20 protein-coding genes are annotated in these 20,123 nt (G+C 45.5%); 7 read left to right on the top strand and 13 right to left on the bottom strand.

Annotated elements, in window-relative coordinates; all coding sequences use genetic code 11:
• The first annotated feature begins 8 nt into the window (after nt 1-8).
• Entirely contained in the window at nt 9-824 is an 816-nt protein-coding gene (gene kdsA, locus ACSBL2_RS13115) for a 3-deoxy-8-phosphooctulonate synthase (RefSeq protein ID WP_442592152.1), read from the top strand.
• A gap of 48 nt (nt 825-872) precedes the next feature.
• Here the strand turns inward: kdsA and ACSBL2_RS13120 are convergent, their stop codons facing one another.
• Both ACSBL2_RS13120 and ACSBL2_RS13125 read right to left on the bottom strand, forming a co-directional pair.
• Nucleotides 873-2,768: an OmpA family protein gene (locus ACSBL2_RS13120; protein ID WP_442592153.1), complete on the bottom strand. Its 1,896-nt coding sequence runs from the start codon at nt 2,766-2,768 to the stop codon at nt 873-875.
• 146 nt (nt 2,769-2,914) lie between these two features.
• Nucleotides 2,915-3,538, bottom strand: coding sequence for a 7-carboxy-7-deazaguanine synthase QueE (locus tag ACSBL2_RS13125; RefSeq protein WP_442592154.1), 624 nt, complete (start codon nt 3,536-3,538; stop codon nt 2,915-2,917).
• Nucleotides 3,539-3,617: 79 nt separating this feature from the next.
• Between ACSBL2_RS13125 and ACSBL2_RS13130 the strand changes: the two genes are divergently transcribed.
• A complete protein-coding gene (locus ACSBL2_RS13130; protein ID WP_442592155.1) occupies nt 3,618-3,980 on the top strand; it encodes a Rieske (2Fe-2S) protein in 363 nt (120 codons plus the stop codon).
• 5 nt (nt 3,981-3,985) lie between these two features.
• Here the strand turns inward: ACSBL2_RS13130 and ACSBL2_RS13135 are convergent, their stop codons facing one another.
• The 8 genes from ACSBL2_RS13135 to ACSBL2_RS13170 all read right to left on the bottom strand — a co-directional run bounded on the left by ACSBL2_RS13135 (nt 3,986) and on the right by ACSBL2_RS13170 (nt 11,531).
• Nucleotides 3,986-4,399: a helix-turn-helix domain-containing protein gene (locus ACSBL2_RS13135; RefSeq protein WP_442592156.1), complete on the bottom strand. Its 414-nt coding sequence runs from the start codon at nt 4,397-4,399 to the stop codon at nt 3,986-3,988.
• Nucleotides 4,386-4,733, bottom strand: coding sequence for a type II toxin-antitoxin system HigB family toxin (locus ACSBL2_RS13140; RefSeq protein ID WP_442592157.1), 348 nt, complete (start codon nt 4,731-4,733; stop codon nt 4,386-4,388). The genes ACSBL2_RS13135 and ACSBL2_RS13140 overlap by 14 nt, the downstream gene beginning before the upstream one ends.
• Nucleotides 4,734-4,990: 257 nt before the next feature.
• A complete protein-coding gene (locus ACSBL2_RS13145; protein ID WP_442592158.1) occupies nt 4,991-5,869 on the bottom strand; it encodes a bifunctional 5,10-methylenetetrahydrofolate dehydrogenase/5,10-methenyltetrahydrofolate cyclohydrolase in 879 nt (292 codons plus the stop codon).
• A gap of 23 nt (nt 5,870-5,892) precedes the next feature.
• Nucleotides 5,893-7,680, bottom strand: a complete 1,788-nt coding sequence (gene lepA / locus ACSBL2_RS13150; RefSeq protein WP_442592159.1) for a translation elongation factor 4 — start codon at nt 7,678-7,680, stop codon at nt 5,893-5,895.
• A 30-nt stretch (nt 7,681-7,710) separates the two neighbouring features.
• On the bottom strand, nt 7,711-8,451 hold the full coding sequence (locus ACSBL2_RS13155; protein ID WP_442592160.1) for a copper homeostasis protein CutC: 741 nt from the start codon (nt 8,449-8,451) through the stop codon (nt 7,711-7,713).
• A gap of 70 nt (nt 8,452-8,521) precedes the next feature.
• Nucleotides 8,522-9,556: a N(4)-(beta-N-acetylglucosaminyl)-L-asparaginase gene (locus ACSBL2_RS13160; protein ID WP_442592161.1), complete on the bottom strand. Its 1,035-nt coding sequence runs from the start codon at nt 9,554-9,556 to the stop codon at nt 8,522-8,524.
• Nucleotides 9,557-9,563: 7 nt separating this feature from the next.
• The gene (locus ACSBL2_RS13165) at nt 9,564-10,355 is read right to left on the bottom strand and encodes a nitrilase family protein (RefSeq protein WP_442592162.1); all 792 of its coding nucleotides are present in this window, start codon (nt 10,353-10,355) and stop codon (nt 9,564-9,566) included.
• A 30-nt stretch (nt 10,356-10,385) separates the two neighbouring features.
• Nucleotides 10,386-11,531 carry a methionine aminotransferase gene (locus ACSBL2_RS13170; protein WP_442592163.1) on the bottom strand — a complete coding sequence of 382 codons (1,146 nt, stop codon included), beginning with the start codon at nt 11,529-11,531 and terminating at the stop codon, nt 10,386-10,388.
• Between the two features lie 69 nt (nt 11,532-11,600).
• On the opposite strand from ACSBL2_RS13170, the gene ACSBL2_RS13175 reads away from it, so the two are divergent.
• Genes ACSBL2_RS13175 through eutC form a run of 4 tightly spaced genes read left to right on the top strand, consistent with a single transcriptional unit; the run spans nt 11,601 to nt 15,495 of the window.
• Nucleotides 11,601-12,371 carry a queuosine precursor transporter gene (locus ACSBL2_RS13175; RefSeq protein WP_442592164.1) on the top strand — a complete coding sequence of 257 codons (771 nt, stop codon included), beginning with the start codon at nt 11,601-11,603 and terminating at the stop codon, nt 12,369-12,371.
• A gap of 58 nt (nt 12,372-12,429) precedes the next feature.
• Nucleotides 12,430-13,326 (top strand): alpha/beta hydrolase, encoded by an 897-nt coding sequence (locus ACSBL2_RS13180; RefSeq protein WP_442592165.1) that lies wholly within the window; start codon nt 12,430-12,432, stop codon nt 13,324-13,326.
• A 40-nt stretch (nt 13,327-13,366) separates the two neighbouring features.
• Nucleotides 13,367-14,758, top strand: coding sequence for an ethanolamine ammonia-lyase subunit EutB (locus ACSBL2_RS13185; protein WP_442592166.1), 1,392 nt, complete (start codon nt 13,367-13,369; stop codon nt 14,756-14,758).
• Nucleotides 14,743-15,495, top strand: coding sequence for an ethanolamine ammonia-lyase subunit EutC (gene eutC / locus ACSBL2_RS13190; RefSeq protein WP_442592167.1), 753 nt, complete (start codon nt 14,743-14,745; stop codon nt 15,493-15,495). Before ACSBL2_RS13185 ends, eutC begins: the two co-directional genes overlap by 16 nt.
• Nucleotides 15,496-15,529: 34 nt before the next feature.
• On the opposite strand, the gene ACSBL2_RS13195 is transcribed toward eutC, so the two are convergent.
• Nucleotides 15,530-16,111: a PhnA domain-containing protein gene (locus ACSBL2_RS13195; protein ID WP_442592168.1), complete on the bottom strand. Its 582-nt coding sequence runs from the start codon at nt 16,109-16,111 to the stop codon at nt 15,530-15,532.
• A gap of 122 nt (nt 16,112-16,233) precedes the next feature.
• On the opposite strand from ACSBL2_RS13195, the gene ACSBL2_RS13200 reads away from it, so the two are divergent.
• The gene (locus ACSBL2_RS13200; protein WP_442592169.1) at nt 16,234-18,114 is read left to right on the top strand and encodes a gamma-glutamyltransferase family protein; all 1,881 of its coding nucleotides are present in this window, start codon (nt 16,234-16,236) and stop codon (nt 18,112-18,114) included.
• A gap of 20 nt (nt 18,115-18,134) precedes the next feature.
• Here ACSBL2_RS13200 and ACSBL2_RS13205 read toward each other — a convergent pair whose 3' ends face one another.
• Entirely contained in the window at nt 18,135-18,743 is a 609-nt protein-coding gene (locus tag ACSBL2_RS13205; protein ID WP_442592170.1) for a DUF1684 domain-containing protein, read from the bottom strand.
• Nucleotides 18,744-18,915: 172 nt separating this feature from the next.
• Complete coding sequence (locus tag ACSBL2_RS13210) at nt 18,916-20,076, bottom strand: iron-containing alcohol dehydrogenase (protein ID WP_442592171.1); 1,161 nt, start codon at nt 20,074-20,076, stop codon at nt 18,916-18,918.
• Nucleotides 20,077-20,123: the final 47 nt, after the last annotated feature.

A 20,123-nucleotide genomic window follows, 5' to 3' on the forward strand; every position in this document is an offset into this window, starting at 1 on the left:
CCTTTAGAATGATCAATTTCGAATTAGAAAAATTAAAACATACCCAGTCCGGAAATTTCTTTTTAATGGCCGGACCCTGTGCCATTGAAGGCGAGGAAATTGCCCTCCGCATTGCTGAAAAACTAGTGGCAATTACCGATAAACTGGAGATCCCTTTTATCTTTAAAGGATCCTACCGCAAGGCGAACCGTTCCAAAGGCGATTCCTTTACCGGAATAGGGGATGAAAAAGCGCTGAAGATACTGGAAAAAGTAGGGAAGACTTTTGGTGTACCTACCGTAACGGATATCCATGAAAGCACAGAGGCCGCTATGGCTGCAGCGTATGTGGACGTGTTGCAAATCCCTGCATTTCTATGCAGGCAGACCGACCTGCTGATTGCTGCTGCCCAGACGGGAAAAGTGGTGAATATCAAGAAAGGACAGTTCCTTTCTGCGGGATCCATGAAGTTTGCAGTGGAAAAAGTAAATGAAGCAGGAAATGCAAAGGTGATCCTGACAGACAGGGGAAATACTTTCGGCTACCAGGACCTGATTGTAGATTACAGGGGGCTTCCTGAAATGCAGGGTTTTGGTGTTCCTGTGGTAATGGATGTGACACACTCCCTGCAGCAGCCGAACCAGAGTTCAGGCGTAACCGGAGGAAAACCTCAGCTGATTGAAACTATTGCCAAAGCAGCCATTGCTGTAGGTGCTGATGGACTGTTTATTGAAACCCATCCGGATCCTGCAAATGCAAAATCTGATGGTGCCAATATGCTTCACCTGGATTTAATTGAAGATTTACTGGTTAAACTGATCAGGGTAAGACAAGCCGTCATATAAACTGACTTACTGAAAAGACCTCACCAACCGGCGGACTTTATTTAAGCATTACAGCTTGGTAATGATAAATGAAGTCCGCCGGTTTTGTTTTCTGCCCGCTGCCGTATCATTTGTCGCCAGTGGTTTTGTTGCGCCAAATCCCTTGAAAGTCAGCCGCTCGGCCGCAATGTTTTTCGCAATTAAGTAATCATAAACAGATTTCGACCGAAGTACAGATAATTTCTGGTTGTCTGCCACATTCCCCACATTATCGGTATGGCCCTGTATTTCTATGGTGGCCGATTTATTCTGCCGTAACAATTGTATCAGTTTGTTCAGCTCGGAGCTTGAGGCCTGCAGGAGTTCGAACTTATTGGTATCAAAGAAAATGTTCTTCAGGACGACGTTTACGCCTGGTTTTAATTTCTGGAGCAAAATCTCCAGCACATAGGGCTTTCCACCTTCCGTTTTATTCAGCTCAAAGTTGTCGGAATAAAAAAGGTATCCATCGGCTTCTGCATTAAAGGCATAGGTACTTCCAATGGGCATCACCGCCAGAAACTCCCCATCTTCCACAGAGGTATAGTCATTGAATTTGATTTTCCCGGTTTTCAGGTCGACCACCTGCACGGTTGCCTCCAGAAACAGGCGGCTTTCTGCATCGCGTACTATTCCTTTGACATAGGTGATCGGCAGGGGCCTGGCTTTGGCCGGCATGGTAAAACTATAGATGTCCATATCACCGAATCCCTCTTTCAGCACCGAAGAGAATAGTCCTTCAGTGCCATCGGGACTAACGATTAAACCTGTTTCTTCATTGCTGGTATTGATAGGATAACCAATGTTTTCAGGTTTTCCCCATTTTCCGTTGTCCTGCATTCTGCTGTAGAAAATGTCCATACTGCCCATTCCCGGCCATCCGTCAGAAGAAAAGTATAGTGTTGTCCCGTCAGGATGGACAAAAGGCGTATTTTCATTATATATGGTGTTAATGTCCGGCCCCAGATTTTCAGGTTTACCCCAGTTTCCATCCTCAGCCAGGGTGGTTTTCCATAGGTCGTATCCACCAAAACCACCGGGGCGGTTGCTCACAAAATAGAGGGTATTGCCATCGGGACTGACCGCCGGCTGGGAATCCCAGGAAGAAGAGTTTACACTTTCCCCAAGATTGAAAGGGGGATCCCAGTTCTTCCCATTTTTATGGCTGACGTACAGGTCGCAGCTGCCCATTCCGTCGGGCCTGTTGCAGCCTGTAAAAAAGAGGTACATCCCATCGGGGGAAATGGACTGTGCACCCTCATTGTAGCTGGTATTGATCTGCTCACTTAATGGCTTCGCCGTGCTCCAGGTATTCTTTACCTTGTGTGCGACATAAAAATCTTCATTGCCATTGACGGTACGGCTGAAAATCAGGCTGTTTCCATCTGCTGTCAGTGCAGGGAAATATTCCCTGTCTTTCGTGTTGATGGCAGCACCGAGGTTAACAGGTTTGAATTCCAGGGGATTTGTCAGGGCAACTGCGGCAAATTCACAGTCCTTGATATATTTATCGGCTTTCACGACCATTGCCTGGTCCCCACCTTTATATTTTTCTTTGAACAGGAGGAAGTTTTTTCTCGCCTGGGCATAGGAATTGTTGTTCATGAGGGCATCGGCATAAGAAAAGTAGATTCTTGGTGCCGGAATCGGAGAAGGAATCGCCAGGGCTTTGCTGTAATTGAGGCAAGCTCCGGTATAATTTTTCTTTAGCTTATTTATGTCTGCCAGCTGGATAAAAGCGGCCTGAAAGGCAGGATCTGCGGCTACTGCATCTTCCAGCAATTTTGATGCGGCATCATAATCCCTGTTCTGCAAGGATTTCTGTGCATATTCAAAATTTGCCTGGGCTTTCCTGTTGGCCGATTCCTGTGCCTGAAGACGGCCCAAAAATATCATGCATAAAACCAGTAATAATATCCTTCTCATAGATGGCATTCCTTAAGTTGAGTCAGGCCCTTTACGGTATAACCTGTATAAACTTAAGGAAAGCTGGATGATCTTACAACAATATCTGCTTAAAAATCCTATGCGCTAAAGGAGTCGTACGAATTGCAGGAGGGGGATGAAGACCTCTAAGGGATATTCAGATATTTATGTGTCTGCAAAGAAATTTCCCATTTCGGATTGGCCATGACATAATCAATAATCATAGGGGTAATCTCCTTGGATTTCGACCATTCCGGTTGCAGGTAAAGTTTGCAGGAAGGAGAAACCGTTTCTGCATATTTCTCTGCCCATTCAAAATCACTTTTATTAAAAACGATCACCTTCAGTTCATTAGCGAAAGGTGTGATGTCAGGGCGTGGTGCTTTAAACTTTTTAGGGGAAAGGCAAATCCAGTCCCAGGTACCTGATAGTGGATAGGCACCGGAAGTTTCAATAAAGGTAAGGATATTCCTTTCCTGTAACTTTTTGGTCAGGTAATCCATATTATAGATCAGGGGCTCTCCGCCGGTAATCACCACCGCTTTACCGGGAAAAGTATCTGCTTTTTCAACGATAGCATCAGCTGTGGTTAAAGGATGCAGTTCTGCATCCCAGCTTTCTTTGACATCACACCAGTGACAGCCGACATCACATCCCCCCAAGCGAATAAAATAGGCTGCTTTGCCTGTATTGAAACCTTCACCCTGTATAGTGTAAAACTCTTCCATCAAAGGAAGTAATGTGCCGTCTGCCGGAATGTTGTGTGCCATATAATAATTAGCAAAGGTAAAAAAATATGCATGGTAAATGGGATTATATGTATATTGATCAGTCATAAATGACCAATCTATGAATAACGGGGATAACAATGGCCGATTTCATTGGCATAAGATTGATGGAGAAATTCCTGAAGGTGATTTTATCAGGCAGGTTACTGTTGCCGGAAAAAAACTGTGTCTATTGAGGCATGCCCAAAAACTCCATCTTGTGCAAAATAGTTGTCCCCATGCTGGAGGAACCCTCAGTGGGGGATGGTGTGAGAGGGGAATGCTTATCTGTCCCATACACCGCTACAGCTACCATCTGGAAAACGGAAGAGGAGCAGAGGGACAGGGAGATTACATCAATACTTACCCCTTGCAGGAAAGGCCCGATGGTTTATATGCAGGATTCCGGCAAACGCTGTTCAGCCGATTCTTTGGAAGGGCATAAGTCGCTTACCCTGCGTTCATTAAAGTCTCTTTCATCACAGACCGCAATGGATAAGGCCTGTTGAAGGCATCCTGTCTTACTTTGAAGTGTTCGGCCAATTTCCTGATCACCTCTTTTGACAGGCCTTTTTTATAATTCAGTATATCCGATACATAACCTTTACTTACGCCAAGAAGATGGGCAAGGGCAGAGGCTGTTAGCTGTTGGTCTGTCATGAAAGAGCGCAGCAGACTTATTGGGTCCAGTGAGTTAAAGGTGCTGTGTTCCTCATCATAGCTTTCAATTAACAGGGTGAGCAAATCAATTTCATCTGCTGTATGCGTATCAGGTGCTGCAATATCAGTTAATGTTTCCAGAAGGTCGCAATAGCGGTCATATTGCTCATCATTTTTGATTACGGTATATTTAAGTGTTTCCATATGAATAATTATTTATTGTGTATTGCCTCAATTGTCCATTTAACCGGGTATAATCTGCGTGTGTACCTAACCAGCAAATAAACAAATGAACCTGTTTTGATCCAAATGCATATTTACAGATCATTCTGTATTTGTTTCCTCCTAAATTAAAAACTACTTTATGACTGCTTTTCCCTAATAAATCGGCAGAATTGTAAGTTTTCATGATATCTGCAGGTTGCTCCCAATCTGCGTTTTTTATTTTATCTAACCATTCTTCTATGGCAGCCCTGCTTTGTGCATTTGACAGGATAAAATTTTCAAGAGTCTTCGCCTTTATTAAATGAATTCTCATATCAATGGTTCAAAGGTAAGTAATGGTTCTCTAATTGTGAACATTAATATGTTTTTTTATTTTTTTCTGATAATCGTGATTGTGTTTCTTTATTGACTAATGTAATGCTGTCAGAATTAATGCAGGTAATTTATTTTTTGAAATTCCTATAAAGTTTGGCTGGTCTGCAACAGCCTGCTTTTTTTAAAAATAACCGTATACGCAAAAAGCCTGCAGAAACTAATCCGCAGGCTTTACGTTATGATTTTTTTAGGTTACTAATAGATTTCTTTCTTTGCCGAGGCCAAAGTGTTTTTCAATAATCCAACAATAGTCATCAGTCCCACCCCACCTGGTACCGGAGTGATCCATGAGGCCAAAGGAGCAACATTTTCAAAGTCCACATCACCATAGAGTTTATATCCCGATTTTGTGGTTGCTGAAGTTTCCCTGTTGATGCCTACATCAATGATCACCGCACCTGGCTTCACCATATCTGCGGTAACAAAATTCTTTTTACCGATTGCGGCCACAATAATATCTGCCTGTAAAGCCAGTTCTTTAAGGTTGGCTGTTTTACTGTGGGTAAGGGTAACGGTACAATTTCCTGGATTGGCATTGCGTGCCATTAAGATGCTCATCGGACTTCCGACAATATTACTGCGTCCGACCACCACACAGTGTTTACCGGTAGTATCAATCTCATAGGCCTTCAGCAGCAGCAATATTCCGTAAGGGGTAGCAGGAATAAAACATGGAAGGTTACGCATCATACGGCCCAGGTTTACGGGATGGAAACCATCCACATCCTTGGGGTAATCAATCGCTTCGGTAACTTTTTCAGGATCAATATGTTTAGGCAGGGGAAGCTGTACAATCAGTCCGTCCACACCTTCATCACCATTGATTTCTGCGATTTTCTGCAGTAATTCTTCTTCAGTTACGTTGACATCATAGCGGACCAGTGAAGATTTGAAACCTACTTTCTCGCAGTTTTTCATTTTGCTGGCCACATAAGTCTCACTGCCACCATCATTGCCGACCAGGATAGCCAGCAGGTGAGGCTGGCGACCACTTGTTGCCAGGAATTCCGCTGCTTCAGCAGCAATTTCCAATTTTATTTTTTCCGATGCGAATTTGCCGTCGAGTAATTGCATGTAAATACGATTTGAGCTAAAAATTAATCCAATTTCAATACTGCCATAAATGCGGTCTGTGGAATTTCCACATTACCCACCTGGCGCATACGTTTCTTACCTTTCTTCTGTTTTTCCAGTAACTTACGTTTACGGGAAATATCACCTCCATAACATTTGGCGGTTACATCCTTACGTAAGGCTTTTACCGTTTCCCTGGCGATGATCTTGGCACCGATAGAGGCTTGTACAATAATCTCAAATTGCTGGCGCGGGATCAGTTCACGTAATTTCTCACAGATCTTTTTTCCAAAATCATAGGAGTTACTGCGGTGGATCAGGGAAGAAAGGGCATCCACAGGTTCTGAATTCAGTAGGATATCCAGACGGACCAGGTCAGACTTGCGGTAACCAATCTGGTGGTAATCGAATGAAGCATACCCTTTGGAAATGGTTTTCAGCCGGTCATAGAAATCGAATACAATCTCTCCCATAGGCATTTCAAAAACCAACTCCACACGGTCGGATGTTAGGTACGACTGATTGGCAATAATTCCCCTTTTCTGAATACAAAGGGACATCACCGGTCCTACAAATTCCGATTTCGTAATGATATTTGCCTTGATATAAGGTTCTTCAACATATTGCATTTTGCTTGGATCCGGAAGGTCTGAAGGATTATTCACAATAATCAGTTCTTCCTTGGTCGTCATGGCCTGATAAGATACGTTGGGAACAGTGGTAATCACGGTCATGTCAAACTCGCGCTCCAGACGCTCCTGGATAATTTCCATGTGTAACATGCCAAGGAATCCGCAGCGGAATCCAAAACCCAGCGCTGCTGAAGATTCAGGTTCAAAAACAATGGAAGCATCATTCAGCTGCAGCTTGTGCATTGCCTCTCTCAGGTCTTCGAACTCATCGGTATCTACAGGGTAAATACCTGCGAATACCATTGGTTTAACCTCTTCAAAACCTTTAATTGGCTCTAAACTTGGTCTGTCTTTATGGGTAATGGTATCTCCGACTTTTACTTCCCTGGCTTCTTTGATGCCCGAGATGATATAACCTACATCACCGGTTTTTATGACGTCTTTAGGCGATTGTTTCAGTTTTAGGGTTCCTACTTCCTCCGCAATATATTCTTTACCTGTCGCTACAAATTTCACCCGGTCTTTCTTGCGGATTTCTCCATTAAGGATTTTAAAGTAGGCCACAATTCCACGGAAGGAATCGAATACTGAATCGAAGATGAGTGCCTGAAGTTCACCCTCAGGATTTCCCTGTGGGGCAGGAACACGGTCAACAATGGCACGCAGGATATCGTGTACCCCTAAGCCTGTTTTACCGGATGCCGGGATAATATCTTCCCTTTTACAACCGATAAGCTCAATAATCTGGTCTTTCACTTCCTCCGGCATTGCCCCGGGCAGGTCCATTTTATTCAGGATCGGGATAATCTCCAGGTCATGTTCCAGCGCCAAATAAAGGTTGGAGATCGTTTGTGCCTGGATACCCTGAGAGGCGTCAACAATTAATAATGCACCTTCACAGGCTGCAATAGAACGGGATACTTCGTAAGAAAAATCCACGTGTCCCGGCGTATCAATGAGGTTGAATATATAGGGTTGTCCATCCTGAACATAGTCCATCTGGATGGCATGACTTTTAATGGTTATCCCACGTTCACGTTCCAAATCCATATCATCCAGCAGCTGAGCCTGGGACTCACGCTGCGTGATCGTGTTCGTGTATTCTAATAAACGGTCGGCTAAAGTGCTCTTACCGTGATCAATATGTGCAATTATGCAAAAATTACGTATGTGCTTCATCAGTGCCGCAAATATATAGTTTTAGCTTGATTATTCAGCAAGATTGGCCAGCTCAATCAAATTTTTGACAAGTTGGGCATCTGTAAGCAGGTAACTGTACTCATCATCACCATTGCCCATACTGAGGTTTTCATTCCTGAAGGCCATGTGGCTCTGCACTTTGTGCCTTGCAGATGCATGGAATTCCTTCGCTCCGGTCTGACTGATCAGTGCCGCTATATTTTGTGCATTTACTCCCGCACCAGGCATAATAGTGATGCGGTTCCCGGCCTGACGGATCAGCCGCTCAATCACCGCAGCCCCTTCAATGGCCGAGGCTTTGCCTCCGGAAGTCAGGATGCGTACTGCACCAAGTTCAATCACATCCTCCAGGGCTTCCTCCAGGTTGCTGGTCATGTCGAATGCACGGTGAAAGGAAAACTCCATTGGTTTGGCCAGTTCAATCAGTTCGGCACAACGGACTTTATCCACTTTACCTGCTGCGGTAAGGATACCGCTCACAATGCCTTCACAATTCAACGCCTTACAAATCCTGATTTCTTCCTTCATCAGTTCAAACTCCATATCGGAATACAAAAAATCTCCTCCGCGGGGCCTGATAATCGGGAACACGGCTAATCCGGGTATTTGTTTTGCCAGTGCGATCTGGGCATAACTCGGCGTCGTCCCGCCATCGGCAAGGTTGGCACAAAGTTCAACGCGTATGGCACCACCTTTTTGTGCTTCTGCAGCAGAGGCAGCAGAGTTGGCACAGACTTCCATATGGATCATAATTGCTAGCTGTTAAATGATGAAAGCTATGCTGAGCAGCTACTCAGGCAGCATATCCCATCTTTTGGGTTTAATAATAACTTTTTCCGGGAATCAGTTTATCCTGGTCTTCAGCATTGCAAACGGCATAACTGAATCCCTGTTGTATGGCATAGGCACCGTATTCACCTTTTTTATTGAGGGCAAGGAAACCTACCTGTATCTTTTTTGCAGTTTCAGGTTTCTTTCTGATGATGCGCATGACCGCCTCTTTACAGGCCGCCTCCGGGGAATACCCCTGGCGCATCAGTTCCACTACCAGAAAACTTCCCACATTACGGATCACCTCTTCCCCAACACCGGTAGAGGTGGCACCACCAACCTCATTGTCGACATACAGACCGGCACCGATAATTGGGCTGTCACCCACACGGCCATGTAATTTAAAAGCCATGCCACTTGTGGTACATGCCCCGGAAATATTTCCTTTGGCATCAAGGGCCAGCATGCCTATGGTATCGTGGTTGTACTGGTTCCCCGGAAGTTTTTTGGGTGCAGCCTTGTCATACAGTTTGTTTTCTATATTCATGACAGGCTCATATTTGGCAGTTTTCAGCCATTCCTTCCATGCTTTCTCACTGGCCGGAGTGAGCAGGTTGGTTTTTTCAAAGCCATTCTCCAGGGCAAACTGTAAAGCACCATCGCCGACAAGCATGACATGCGGGGTTTTCTCCATGACCATCCTGGCTACAGAAATGGGGTGTACGATATGTTCCAGTCCCGCAACGGATCCGCAGTTGCCCTGCTCATCCATGATACAGGCATCCAGGGTGACTTTGCCATCCCTGTCGGGCATACCACCGTAACCGACCGACTGGTTATTCGGATCCGATTCCGGAACCTGGACACCTTTCTCCACGGCATCCAATGCACGTCCGCCAGCAGCCAGTACTTTCCAGGCATCATGATTGGCCGCAATACCGAAGTCCCAGGTAGAAATCACAATGGGTTTTGCTGCCTTTGAAGATTTCGGATCGGGCAGGACGGCGGCTATTCCGGATTGATCAATAGCCAGCAGGGAAGCAGAAAGAGCAGAACATTTAATGAATTTTCTACGGTCGAACATAGGGTTTTTAAGGGTTTAGGGTAAAGTGATCTGCATCTCTGAGAAATGGGAATCCGCGGCGGACTTTCACCAGTTCTTCGTAGCTGATGCTGAAGGTATAGAGGTCTTCATCCTCAGGTTTATAGTATACCGTACTTCCATAGGCATCAATGCACATGGAATGGCCGCTGTAATATACTTCATGGCCATCATGGCCTACACGGTTGGCAGCAATCACATAACTCTGGTTTTCTATGGCCCTGGCAGGGATCAGTGTTTTCCAGTGCGGAATACGTTTGTCAGGCCAGCTGGCAATCACCAGCAGGATATCATACCCGGAGTCATGGTTGCGCAGCCATACCGGGAAACGGAGGTCATAGCAAACTGCCAGCCTGATCTTCCAGCCTTTGAGGTCTACAATCACCTGTGCTGTTCCGGCGGTATAGGTTTGGTCTTCTTCACCCATTCCAAACAGGTGTTTTTTATCATAGTACTGGAAATCCCCCGAAGGAAGCATCCAGATCATGCGGTTATAATACTTGTCATTTTCCCTGATCATCAAACTTCCGGTGATCACACAGTCATATTTGATGGCAGCCTGTGCCATCCAGGACATGGTTTTACCATTCATCTCCTCAGCAAGGGATGAGGCATTCATGCTAAAACCTGTATTGAACATTTCCGGCAGAATGATCAGGTCTGTTTTTTCCTTAATCCCTGATGATAAACGTAAAGCCAGGTTCTGCAGGTTTTTATCAATATTTTCCCAGAATAAATAAGCCTGGAAAATAGTGATTTTGAGGTTTTGGGGTTGTTCCATAGGGTAATCTTATTAAGAGAAGCGTTCAGGTTAAATTTTCATTAATCTTTCAACGGCTTTTTTCAGCGTATCTTGCTTTTTGGCAAAACAAAAGCGTAACACGTGGTGATCCGTATTGCGGATATAAAATGCAGATACAGGAATGCTTGCGACTCCATATTCAGCAATCAACCGCCGTGCAATCGTAATATCAGCTTCATCGCTGATATCTTCATACGTGACACATTGGAAATACGATCCATTACAAGGTAATAATTTAAATTTTGTCTCTGCCATTAAGGAGCGGAACAGATCTCTTTTTTCCTCGAAATAACCGGATAATCCACTGTAAGTACTGGCATCTTCCAGGTAATTTGCAATTCCTACCTGCATTGGCGTGTTCACACTGAACACGTTAAACTGATGGACTTTTCTGAATTCCTTCATCAGGTAATCGGGTGCCAGGCAATAACCTACTTTCCATCCTGTCGTGTGCAGCAGTTTCCCGAAAGAGGCCACAATAAAGGCACGCTCCCGAAGCTCCGGGTATAAAGCAACCGAACGGTGTGTTTCCCCGTCATAGACCAGGTGCTCGTATACCTCATCACTCAGGATGATGATATCGGAGTCCTTTGTCAGTTTAATCAGTGCCTGGATGTCCTTTTCCCGGAGAATGGTACCTGTGGGGTTATGGGGACTATTTAAAATGATCATTTTGGTATTCGCAGTAAATAGTTTTTTTACCATTTCCCAGTCAATATCATAATCGGGTGGAGCCATTTCATAAGGTTTAACGAGTCCGCCCAGCATTTTAATGGTCGGGGCATAACTGTCATAGGCCGGTTCAAAGATAATCACTTCATCACCGGCACTGATATAAGCACTCAATGCTGTAAATATGGCCTGTGTGCCACCGGCAGTGATGGTAACTTCAGTTGCAGGATCATACTTGGCATCATATAAATGACTCACCTTGGCTGCAACCAGCTCCCTCAGTGCAGGGATTCCGGTCATGGGAGCATATTGGTTATGCCCGTCCTTCATAGCCCTGGCAACAAATTCTATCAGTTTAGGGTCGCATTCATAATCCGGAAATCCCTGGGATAGGTTAATCGCATTATGTTCTGCCGCTAATTGGGACATCACTGTAAATATAGTAGTGGCTGTCCCTGGTAATTTCGAGTAGTTAGGTATCATGTAATGCCGAAAATAGAAATTATTTCAATCTTAATGTAATTCCGAATATATTTAATAATTTCAACACGTATGACTTTTAAAACAAAAGAGAGCAAACTACTACTCGTTTTAGGTACGTTTTTCGTGGCCAATGCCATCTTATCTGAGTTTATCGGGGTAAAAATCTTCAGTGTGGAGGCTACCCTCGGCATGAAGAATTTTGACATTAACCTGTTGGGTGTGCCTAATTTATCCTTTAATATGTCTGCAGGGGTACTGACCTGGCCCGTGATCTTTATCATGACAGATATTATCAATGAATACTATGGGATCAAGCAGGTGCGGGTTTTGTCCATGATTACCTCGGTGCTGATCGCCTATGCCTTTTTAATTGTATGGGGAGCGATGGGCCTTTCGGCGTCTGACTTCTGGGTGAACCAGACCATTAACGGGGAGAAAACCAATATGAACAATGCCTTCTCCGCGATCTTCGGCCAGGGAATGTGGATTATTGTCGGCTCCATCGTTGCATTTTTAGTGGGGCAGATCGCCGATGTGATGATCTTCCACAAAATAAAAAAGATCACTGGCGAGCGGGCATTATGGCTGCGCTCCACAGGCTCTACGCTGGTCTCACAATTTATAGACAGCTTTGTGGTGATTTTTATCGCTTTTTATTTAAACCCCCAATACCACTGGAGCTGGCAGATGGTTGCCGCTATCGGACTGGTAAATTATACCTATAAGTTTATTGTAGCCATTTTAATGACCCCTGTTCTATATGTCGTCCATGCAATTATTGACCGTTACCTGGGAAAAGACTTAGCCGGAAGAATGACAAAAATGGCAGGAAGGCGATAAGTAAAAACCAAATTTTAACCGTATGAAGTGTAAACCGATCCTTTTAACTGTTGTTGTCATGAGCTTAATCCAGCAGTTTGCTGACGCGCAAACCACCTATCCGCTGTACAAAGGGAAGATCCCCAATTCCAAACCAAATACAGTGCTGGAAACTCCGGTGGACAGGCCCTCCAAAAGAACTTTCATCAGCAATACCACCCAGCCGAGGTTAATTGCTTTCCTTCCGGAAAAAAATGCCACAGGCACGGCAGTGATTATTTGTCCGGGTGGGGGATATTCAGGCATGGCCATCCAGCATGAAGGGGAGGATGTCGCCCGGGAATTTCAAAAAATAGGTGTCGCCGCATTTGTCCTGTTTTACCGTACCCCACTGGACGCAACAATGAACGATAAAAGTATTGGTCCGCTCCAGGATGCCCAGCAGGCCATTAAAATGGTAAGGGAAAGGGCTGCAGCATGGCATATTGATGCCCATAAGATTGGCATCATGGGATTTTCTGCCGGCGGTCACCTCGCTTCCACACTGGGTACACATTACGAGGTGTCCCTAGTCGATAATCAGGAGAATACCAGCCTGCGTCCGGATTTTATGCTGCTAATTTACCCAGTAATCAGCCTTTCCGACCGTCTTGCACATATGGGCTCCAGGGTAAACCTGATTGGTAAAAATCCTGAACAGCAACAGATCGATCTGTACAGCAATGAATTACAGGTCACCAAAGATACACCCATTACCTTCCTGGTACATGCCGGGGATGATAAAGCCGTTCCTGTGGGAAACAGCCTTGCTTTTTATCAGGCACTGCAACAGCAGGAAGTTCCTGCCGGTGTCGTGATCTACCCTAAAGGTGGGCATGGCTTTGGTCTGGTGAATCCGACAACGCCTGATAAATGGTTTGACCATGCAGTGAACTGGCTCAGCAGCAACAAACTGCTGCCAGAATACAATAAATAAAGTCCTTTGTCTTATCCGGGATATTTTAAACCGATTCTTTATGTCCTATCAGCATACCATCCGCGGAAAAGTTTATTCTTTTGATAGTTTGCGCGTGTTGCTGGCCAAAGCATCACCTTTCCGTACCGGAGATGCTCTGGCTGGTTTAAGTGCCGCTACCTATGAAGAACGTGTGGCCGCCCAACTGACACTTTCTGATGTTCCCTTACGGGATTTCTTACAGGAAGCAGTGGTTCCTTATGAAGAGGATGAAGTGACCAGGCTGATCATCGATGCACACGACCAGCAACAGTTTGCGCCGGTGAGTTCATTTACGGTTGGCGAACTGCGTGACTGGCTCTTAAAAGAAGAAACAGATACTGCCGTACTCCAGCAGCTGGAAGCAGGCCTCACGCCTGAAATGGTAGCCGCAGTGTCTAAACTCATGCGGAACCAGGACCTTATTGCCGTTGCCCGCAAATGTGAAGTGGTCACCCGCTTCCGGAATACGGTAGGACTGAAGGGGAGGTTTTCCACGCGCTTACAACCGAACCATCCCACCGATGATCCGCGTGGAGTGGCTGCCAGTATTATTGATGGCCTGCGCTATGGGAGCGGTGATGCGGTGATTGGAATTAATCCCGCAACGGATAGTCCTGCAGCGGTGACGAAACTCCTGGTGCTGATCGATACCTTAAGGCAGCAGTTTGATATTCCCACCCAATCCTGCGTACTCAGTCATGTCACCACCAGTATCGCACTGATCAATAACAATGTACCGCTGGATCTTTGTTTCCAGTCTATTGCGGGTACGGAAAAAGCCAATACCAGCTTCGGTGTCAATCTGGCTTTGCTGGAGGAAGCTTACCAGGCCACCTTATCTTTAAACAGGGGAACGGTTGGGAACAATGTCATGTATTTTGAAACTGGACAGGGTTCAGAATTGTCTGCAAATGCGCACCACGGCGTCGACCAGCAGACCTGTGAAGCCAGAACCTATGCCGTAGCCAGAAAATATAAGCCCTTCCTGGTAAATTCAGTGGTCGGTTTTATCGGTCCTGAATATTTGTATGATGGAAAACAGATCATCAGGGCAGCCCTGGAAGACCACTTTTGTGCAAAACTGCTTGGTCTGCCCATGGGGATGGATGTCTGTTATACGAATCATGCAGAGGCAGACCAGGATGATATGGATAATCTGCTGACCCTTCTGGGGGTGGCAGGGTGTAACTTTATCATGGGAATCCCTGGATCTGATGATATTATGCTCAACTATCAGTCGACTTCATTCCATGATGCCTTGTATGTCAGAAAAGTATTGGGACTTCAACCGGCACCGGAATTTGAACAATGGCTGATCAGGCAGGGAATAACGGATTCAATGGGTAATCTTTCCGGAACAACTCCCGGAATGCTCCTTCATCAAACCAACGCATTATGGCTGAAATCGTAACCTCTGCAGAAAATGACCCACTGAAATTCCTGAAAGACTTTACTTCGGCACGTATTGCCATTGGACATGCAGGGACCAGTATTCCAATAAAAGAATCGCTGGAATTCAAGCTGGCCCACGCCCATGCCCGGGATGCGGTTTATTCGGCCATGGATACAGACACCATCCTGGGGCAGCTGCGCCAGTTTAACCTGCCTGTTTTAACGCTGCAGAGCAGGGCGGAAAGCCGTGCTGTTTATTTACAGCGTCCTGATTTTGGGCGTGTGCTTAAGCAGGAATCTGCTGACATATTGGAGCATCAGGTTCAGGGGGCCGACATCGCTATTGTTGCTGCCGATGGCCTGTCAGCGATCGCTGTTGAGCATCACCTGGCTGAGCTGCTGTCCTTATTGCTGCCCAAATTACAGGAGGCAGGATTCAGCATCGGCCCCATCTGTCTGGTTCAACAGGGAAGGGTAGCCATAGCCGATGATATTGGGGATAAGTTAAAAGCGGGACTATCGCTGATCTTCATCGGGGAGCGTCCCGGGCTGAGTGCTGCTGACAGTATGGGGGCTTACCTCACTTACCGGCCAAGACCCGGACTGACTGACGACTCCAGGAACTGTATTTCCAACATACGGTCCGGAGGGCTGGACAAGGATGCCGCCGTTTCCAAAATATTCTATTTGATCCAGGAATCGTTCCGGCGCAAACTTTCCGGTGTCATGCTGAAGGACAATGCAGGCTTGCTGTAAGCACAAATGCCGGAGCAGCAAGCCTTACAGCCAATTAGTTTTGTTTTCTCACATATTTGGTCAGGATCACAATCACCTGGCCTTCAATTCTTCCTTCTATCTGGTCGGTATTGTTCTCCACTAAACGGATATTTTTAACCACGGTTCCGAGTTTTGCACTTAAAGAAGAACCTTTTACATCCAGTGTTTTGGTCAGTACCACGGAATCTCCGGCTGTAAGCACACTTCCCAGGCTATCTTTATGCACTTCTTCAGGTCCGTCATTCTCGTCCTCAGCAACTGCTTTTGCCCAGGCCAGTGTTTCTTCATCCAGGTACAGCATATCCAGGTTATCCAACGCCCAGTCCTCATTTTTCAGTCGGTTCAGCATACGCCATGAAATCACCTGTATCCCCGGAACTTCACTCCACATACTTGCGGTGAGGCAACGCCAATGGTTAGGGTTCATTTCTTCTTTCTTTTCAATCTGGGCAGCACAGGTATCACAGATCATGAAACAGTTATCGTCATTGTTTCCAGTTTGCTGAAGTACGTCATATTGGCTTAAAGTTCCTTCAGACTGGCATAATTCACATTTATTTTCGCTTCTTTTAAGTAGTTGTTCCTGCAGTTTCATATCTTTTAGTTAAAATGGAAAGCGCGAAGGTAATTATTTTAACGCTTATAGTATTCACATTGTGACAAGGCAATATAATTCCGGGGTTTTATGGTGCTGTTATTTTAACTATTTTAGCTCATATGAAATGTATCCTGTCCGCTTTATTGCTATTTACCCTACATACCCTGCCTGCAGCAGCCCAGAAAACACAAAAACCGGTATTACACGGCCGGAACTGGATGGCCATTACAGGAAAACCTTTGGCGGCAACAGCAGGGGCAATGATTTTTCAGCAGGGGGGGAACGCCGTTGATGCTTCCTGTGCCATGCTCGCTGCCACCTGTACCATGTGGGATACACTGAGCTGGGGCGGTGAAACCCAGGTGCTGATCTATAATCCGAAAACAAAAAAAGTAATTGCCCTCAATGCCATGGGCGTAGCTCCAACTGGGGCAACAACGGCCTTCTTTAAAAGTAAGGGATATAACTTCCCTCCGGAATATGGTCCCCTGGCAGCCACAACGCCCGGTACCCCTGGGGGACTGATCTACATGCTGATCCATTATGGGACAATGCGCCTTGAACAGGTCCTGGCACCCGCCATGGAGATGGCTGCCGGATATCCGATTGAAGCACAGGCGGCAAATACCATCGAACGTGGTAAATCCCTGCTGAAACAATGGCCATACAGCAAAAAGGTTTTTCTTACCCATGCGGGTGAAACCAGGGAAGCTCCGGAGGCTGGTGAAATATTTGTACAGAAAGACCTATTGCTTACCCTCCAAAAAATGGTGGAGGCAGAAAAGAATGCACTTCAGCAGGGGAAAAGTCGTGAAGAAGCATTAATGGCAGCATACGACCGTTTTTATAAAGGTGATATTGCTGCGGAATTTGTACGGGGAAGTAAAGAACAGGGCGGATTGATAACCATGGAAGACCTGGCTAACTGGAAACCCCTGATCGAAGAGCCCCTGATGGTCAACTACAAAGGAACTGAAGTCTACAAAATGCAGCAATGGACACAGGGGCCGGCCATGCTGCAGTCGCTCAATATCCTGGAGAACTTTAACCTGAAGGCTATGGGTTACAATAGCCCGGAATATATCCATACGGTATACCAGGCGATGAACCTTGCTTTTGCCGACCGTGATTTTTATTATGGCGACCCTTATACCACGCCAGTAACCCCCATAAAAGGTTTATTGAGCAAGGATTATGCGAAGGAAAGGGCGAAACTGATCAATAAGGACAGAAACAGTCCTGACATTGGCCCCGGAGATCCCTATCCTTTTGAAGGAAAGAAAAACCCTTACCTGAAGCTGTTGAAAAAACGGACTGAGCTGGACGATACCACCAGGAGGAACTTTGCTCCTAAACATGATTTGGGCCTGAATAGTGAGGAAGCCTATCAGGACCGGTTATGGCGGGGCACCACTTCTGTAGAAGCTGCGGATAAAGAAGGCTGGGTGGTATCGATAACCCCAAGCGGGGGATGGCTGCCTGCCTGTATTGCAGGAAATACGGGAATAGGAATGAGCCAGCGGATGCAAAGTTTTGTTCTTGATGCGGCCATCAATCCTTTCAATGTGGTTCAACCCGGAAAGAGACCGAGGGTGACCTTATCTCCCTCACTTGCTTTAAAAGATGGCAAACCTTTCTTGTCTTCCGCAGTGCAGGGGGGCGATACCCAAGACCAGAACCTGCTGCAATTCTTTTTGAATGTGGAAGAGTTTGGAATGAACGTACAACAGGCAGCAGAGGCATCAAATTTCAATACCAATCAATTATGGCTTTCCCTGGGAGGAACAAAAACGGCAGACCGAAAGCCTAAACCTGGCCAGCTGCTCTTAAATCAGGATAGCCCGAAAGTGCTGCGTGAACAACTGACAAAGATGGGATATATCCTGAGTTTTGGGGAGCGGACCAGCGGGCCAATTAATGCCATCTATTTCGATTGGAAACATGGAAGCCTCTGGGGAGGATCGAGCAACAATGGAGAGGATTATGGGATAGGTTGGTAAAAAACATGCCAGGTAATGGCTTAGTCCAGCTGTTTTCTGGTACCGCCGTATTTCTTCTCCCCAGCATTAACTTTCAGGTTCAAATGATTTTCTTCCGGTGGTTTGGGACATTGGTAACCATCACTATAGGCGCAGTAAGGGTTGTAAGCTTTATTGAAATCAATCATTACATCATTTTCAGTCATATCTTTTGCGTTCAGGTCAATATAGCGGCCACCGCCATAAGTGTCTGAACCATTACTCTCGTCCGTAAAAGGCAGGAAGAGGTAATCTTTATACGTCAATATCTTGGAGAGCGCGATGCTTTTATACACCGTCAGTTGCTGTGGTTGACCACCCAGTGTGAATTTCAGGATAGCATAACGCACATATTCCTTACTGTCACCACTATAGGTAGGCATCTGGAATGATTTTTCGTCGATCAGGAAAGCAATATTTGCCTTAACCGCATAACTGCTGTCCGCCTCAAAAAAATGAAGGTCCGCCAGGTTTTCCTTTTTCAGGGGGGATCGGGTATTGGTTATAAAATCTTGCTTATAGTGTTCGCGGTGACTGGCGATGACAGATGGATAGTCTTGTGCGAAACTTCTTAAACTGAACAGGGCAAATAGGACAAACAAATATTTCATAACGGAAGGATAAGCTCAGATAATTAATGATATAAAGATATTATTTTATAAACAAATGCAGGGTAATTACATCTTAATTAAATTGCCTGTAACCCTGCAAATAGAGGAAGGAAATAAAAAAGAGACCAGCCATCATTGATGACATGGTCTCTTTCTAAGGGGGGTATTTCAATTAATAACTCATTTCAATAATCTGCTGTACTTTAGCGGGACTAAGGTCCTTATGTTCTCCTAAACCAAGCCATCCGCGTTCTGTAAACCTGGCGGCTATTTTTTCTGCTGTACCTTTATAATCCGGTGTATATTCAGACAGCGTGGTTGGGATATCCAGCGAGTGAAAGAAAGCTTCCGTTTTCACAATCGCTTCTTTCGCAATGGCATCAATATCATCACCCTTTATGCCCCATACACGTTTGCCATACTGCGCCAGTTTTTCTTTTTTTGCTTCAAAGTTCAGTCGGTAGTGGCTTGGCGCTACGATAGCCAGCGTTCTTGCATGGTCTATACCGAACAGGGCAGTCAATTCATGGCCCATCATGTGTACTGCCCAGTCGCCCGGCACACCTTTCTGGATCAATCCGTTCAGTGCCATTGTACAGCTCCACATAAAATTGGCAGCAGCTTCATAATCTCTCGGATCCTTAATGATTTCAGGGGCTACTTCAACCAGGGTCTGCATAATACTTTCAGCAAACCTGTCCTGTAAATGCCCGCCAACAGGATAAGTCATATATTGTTCAAGGACATGCGTAAAGGCATCGGTAATCCCATTGGCCAGCTGGCGTTGTGGAATGGATGCCACCACCTGCGGATCCAGGATAGAAAATACAGGGAATAAACCGGGGCCACCCATAGAAAATTTCTCCTGGGTTTCTGCACGGGTGATTACTGCACCGGAATTCATCTCTGAAGCTGTAGCCGGTAAAGTCAGTACCGTTCCGAAAGGCATGCCTTTAGTTGTCGGGATCTTGTTGATCAGGATATCCCATGGACTGTCTCCTTCATACAATGCCGCCGCAGAAAGAAATTTGGTTCCATCAATTACGGATCCTCCGCCTACGGCAAGCAAATACGTAATGTTTTCTTCTTTGATCACCTTTAAGGCTTTCAATAATACCTCATACTCCGGGTTTGCGGGAATACCCCCAAATTCGATAAATTCGTGCCCTTGTAATGCAGCAGTAACCTGCTCATAAATGCCATTCTTCTTGATGCTTCCACCACCATACAACAGGAGGATTTTAGCGTCTTTCGGTAATTCCTTGCCCAGATTTTCGATCTGACCTTTACCAAATATAATTTTTGTGGGATTTTTTAATTCGAAATTTAACATGTTCTTTTTATTATAATTTAAGATGCGAGCGTATTTTTTTGATGGTG

The sequence above is a fragment of the Pedobacter sp. AW31-3R genome, from assembly GCF_052180285.1.
GTDB lineage: Bacteria > Bacteroidota > Bacteroidia > Sphingobacteriales > Sphingobacteriaceae > Pedobacter.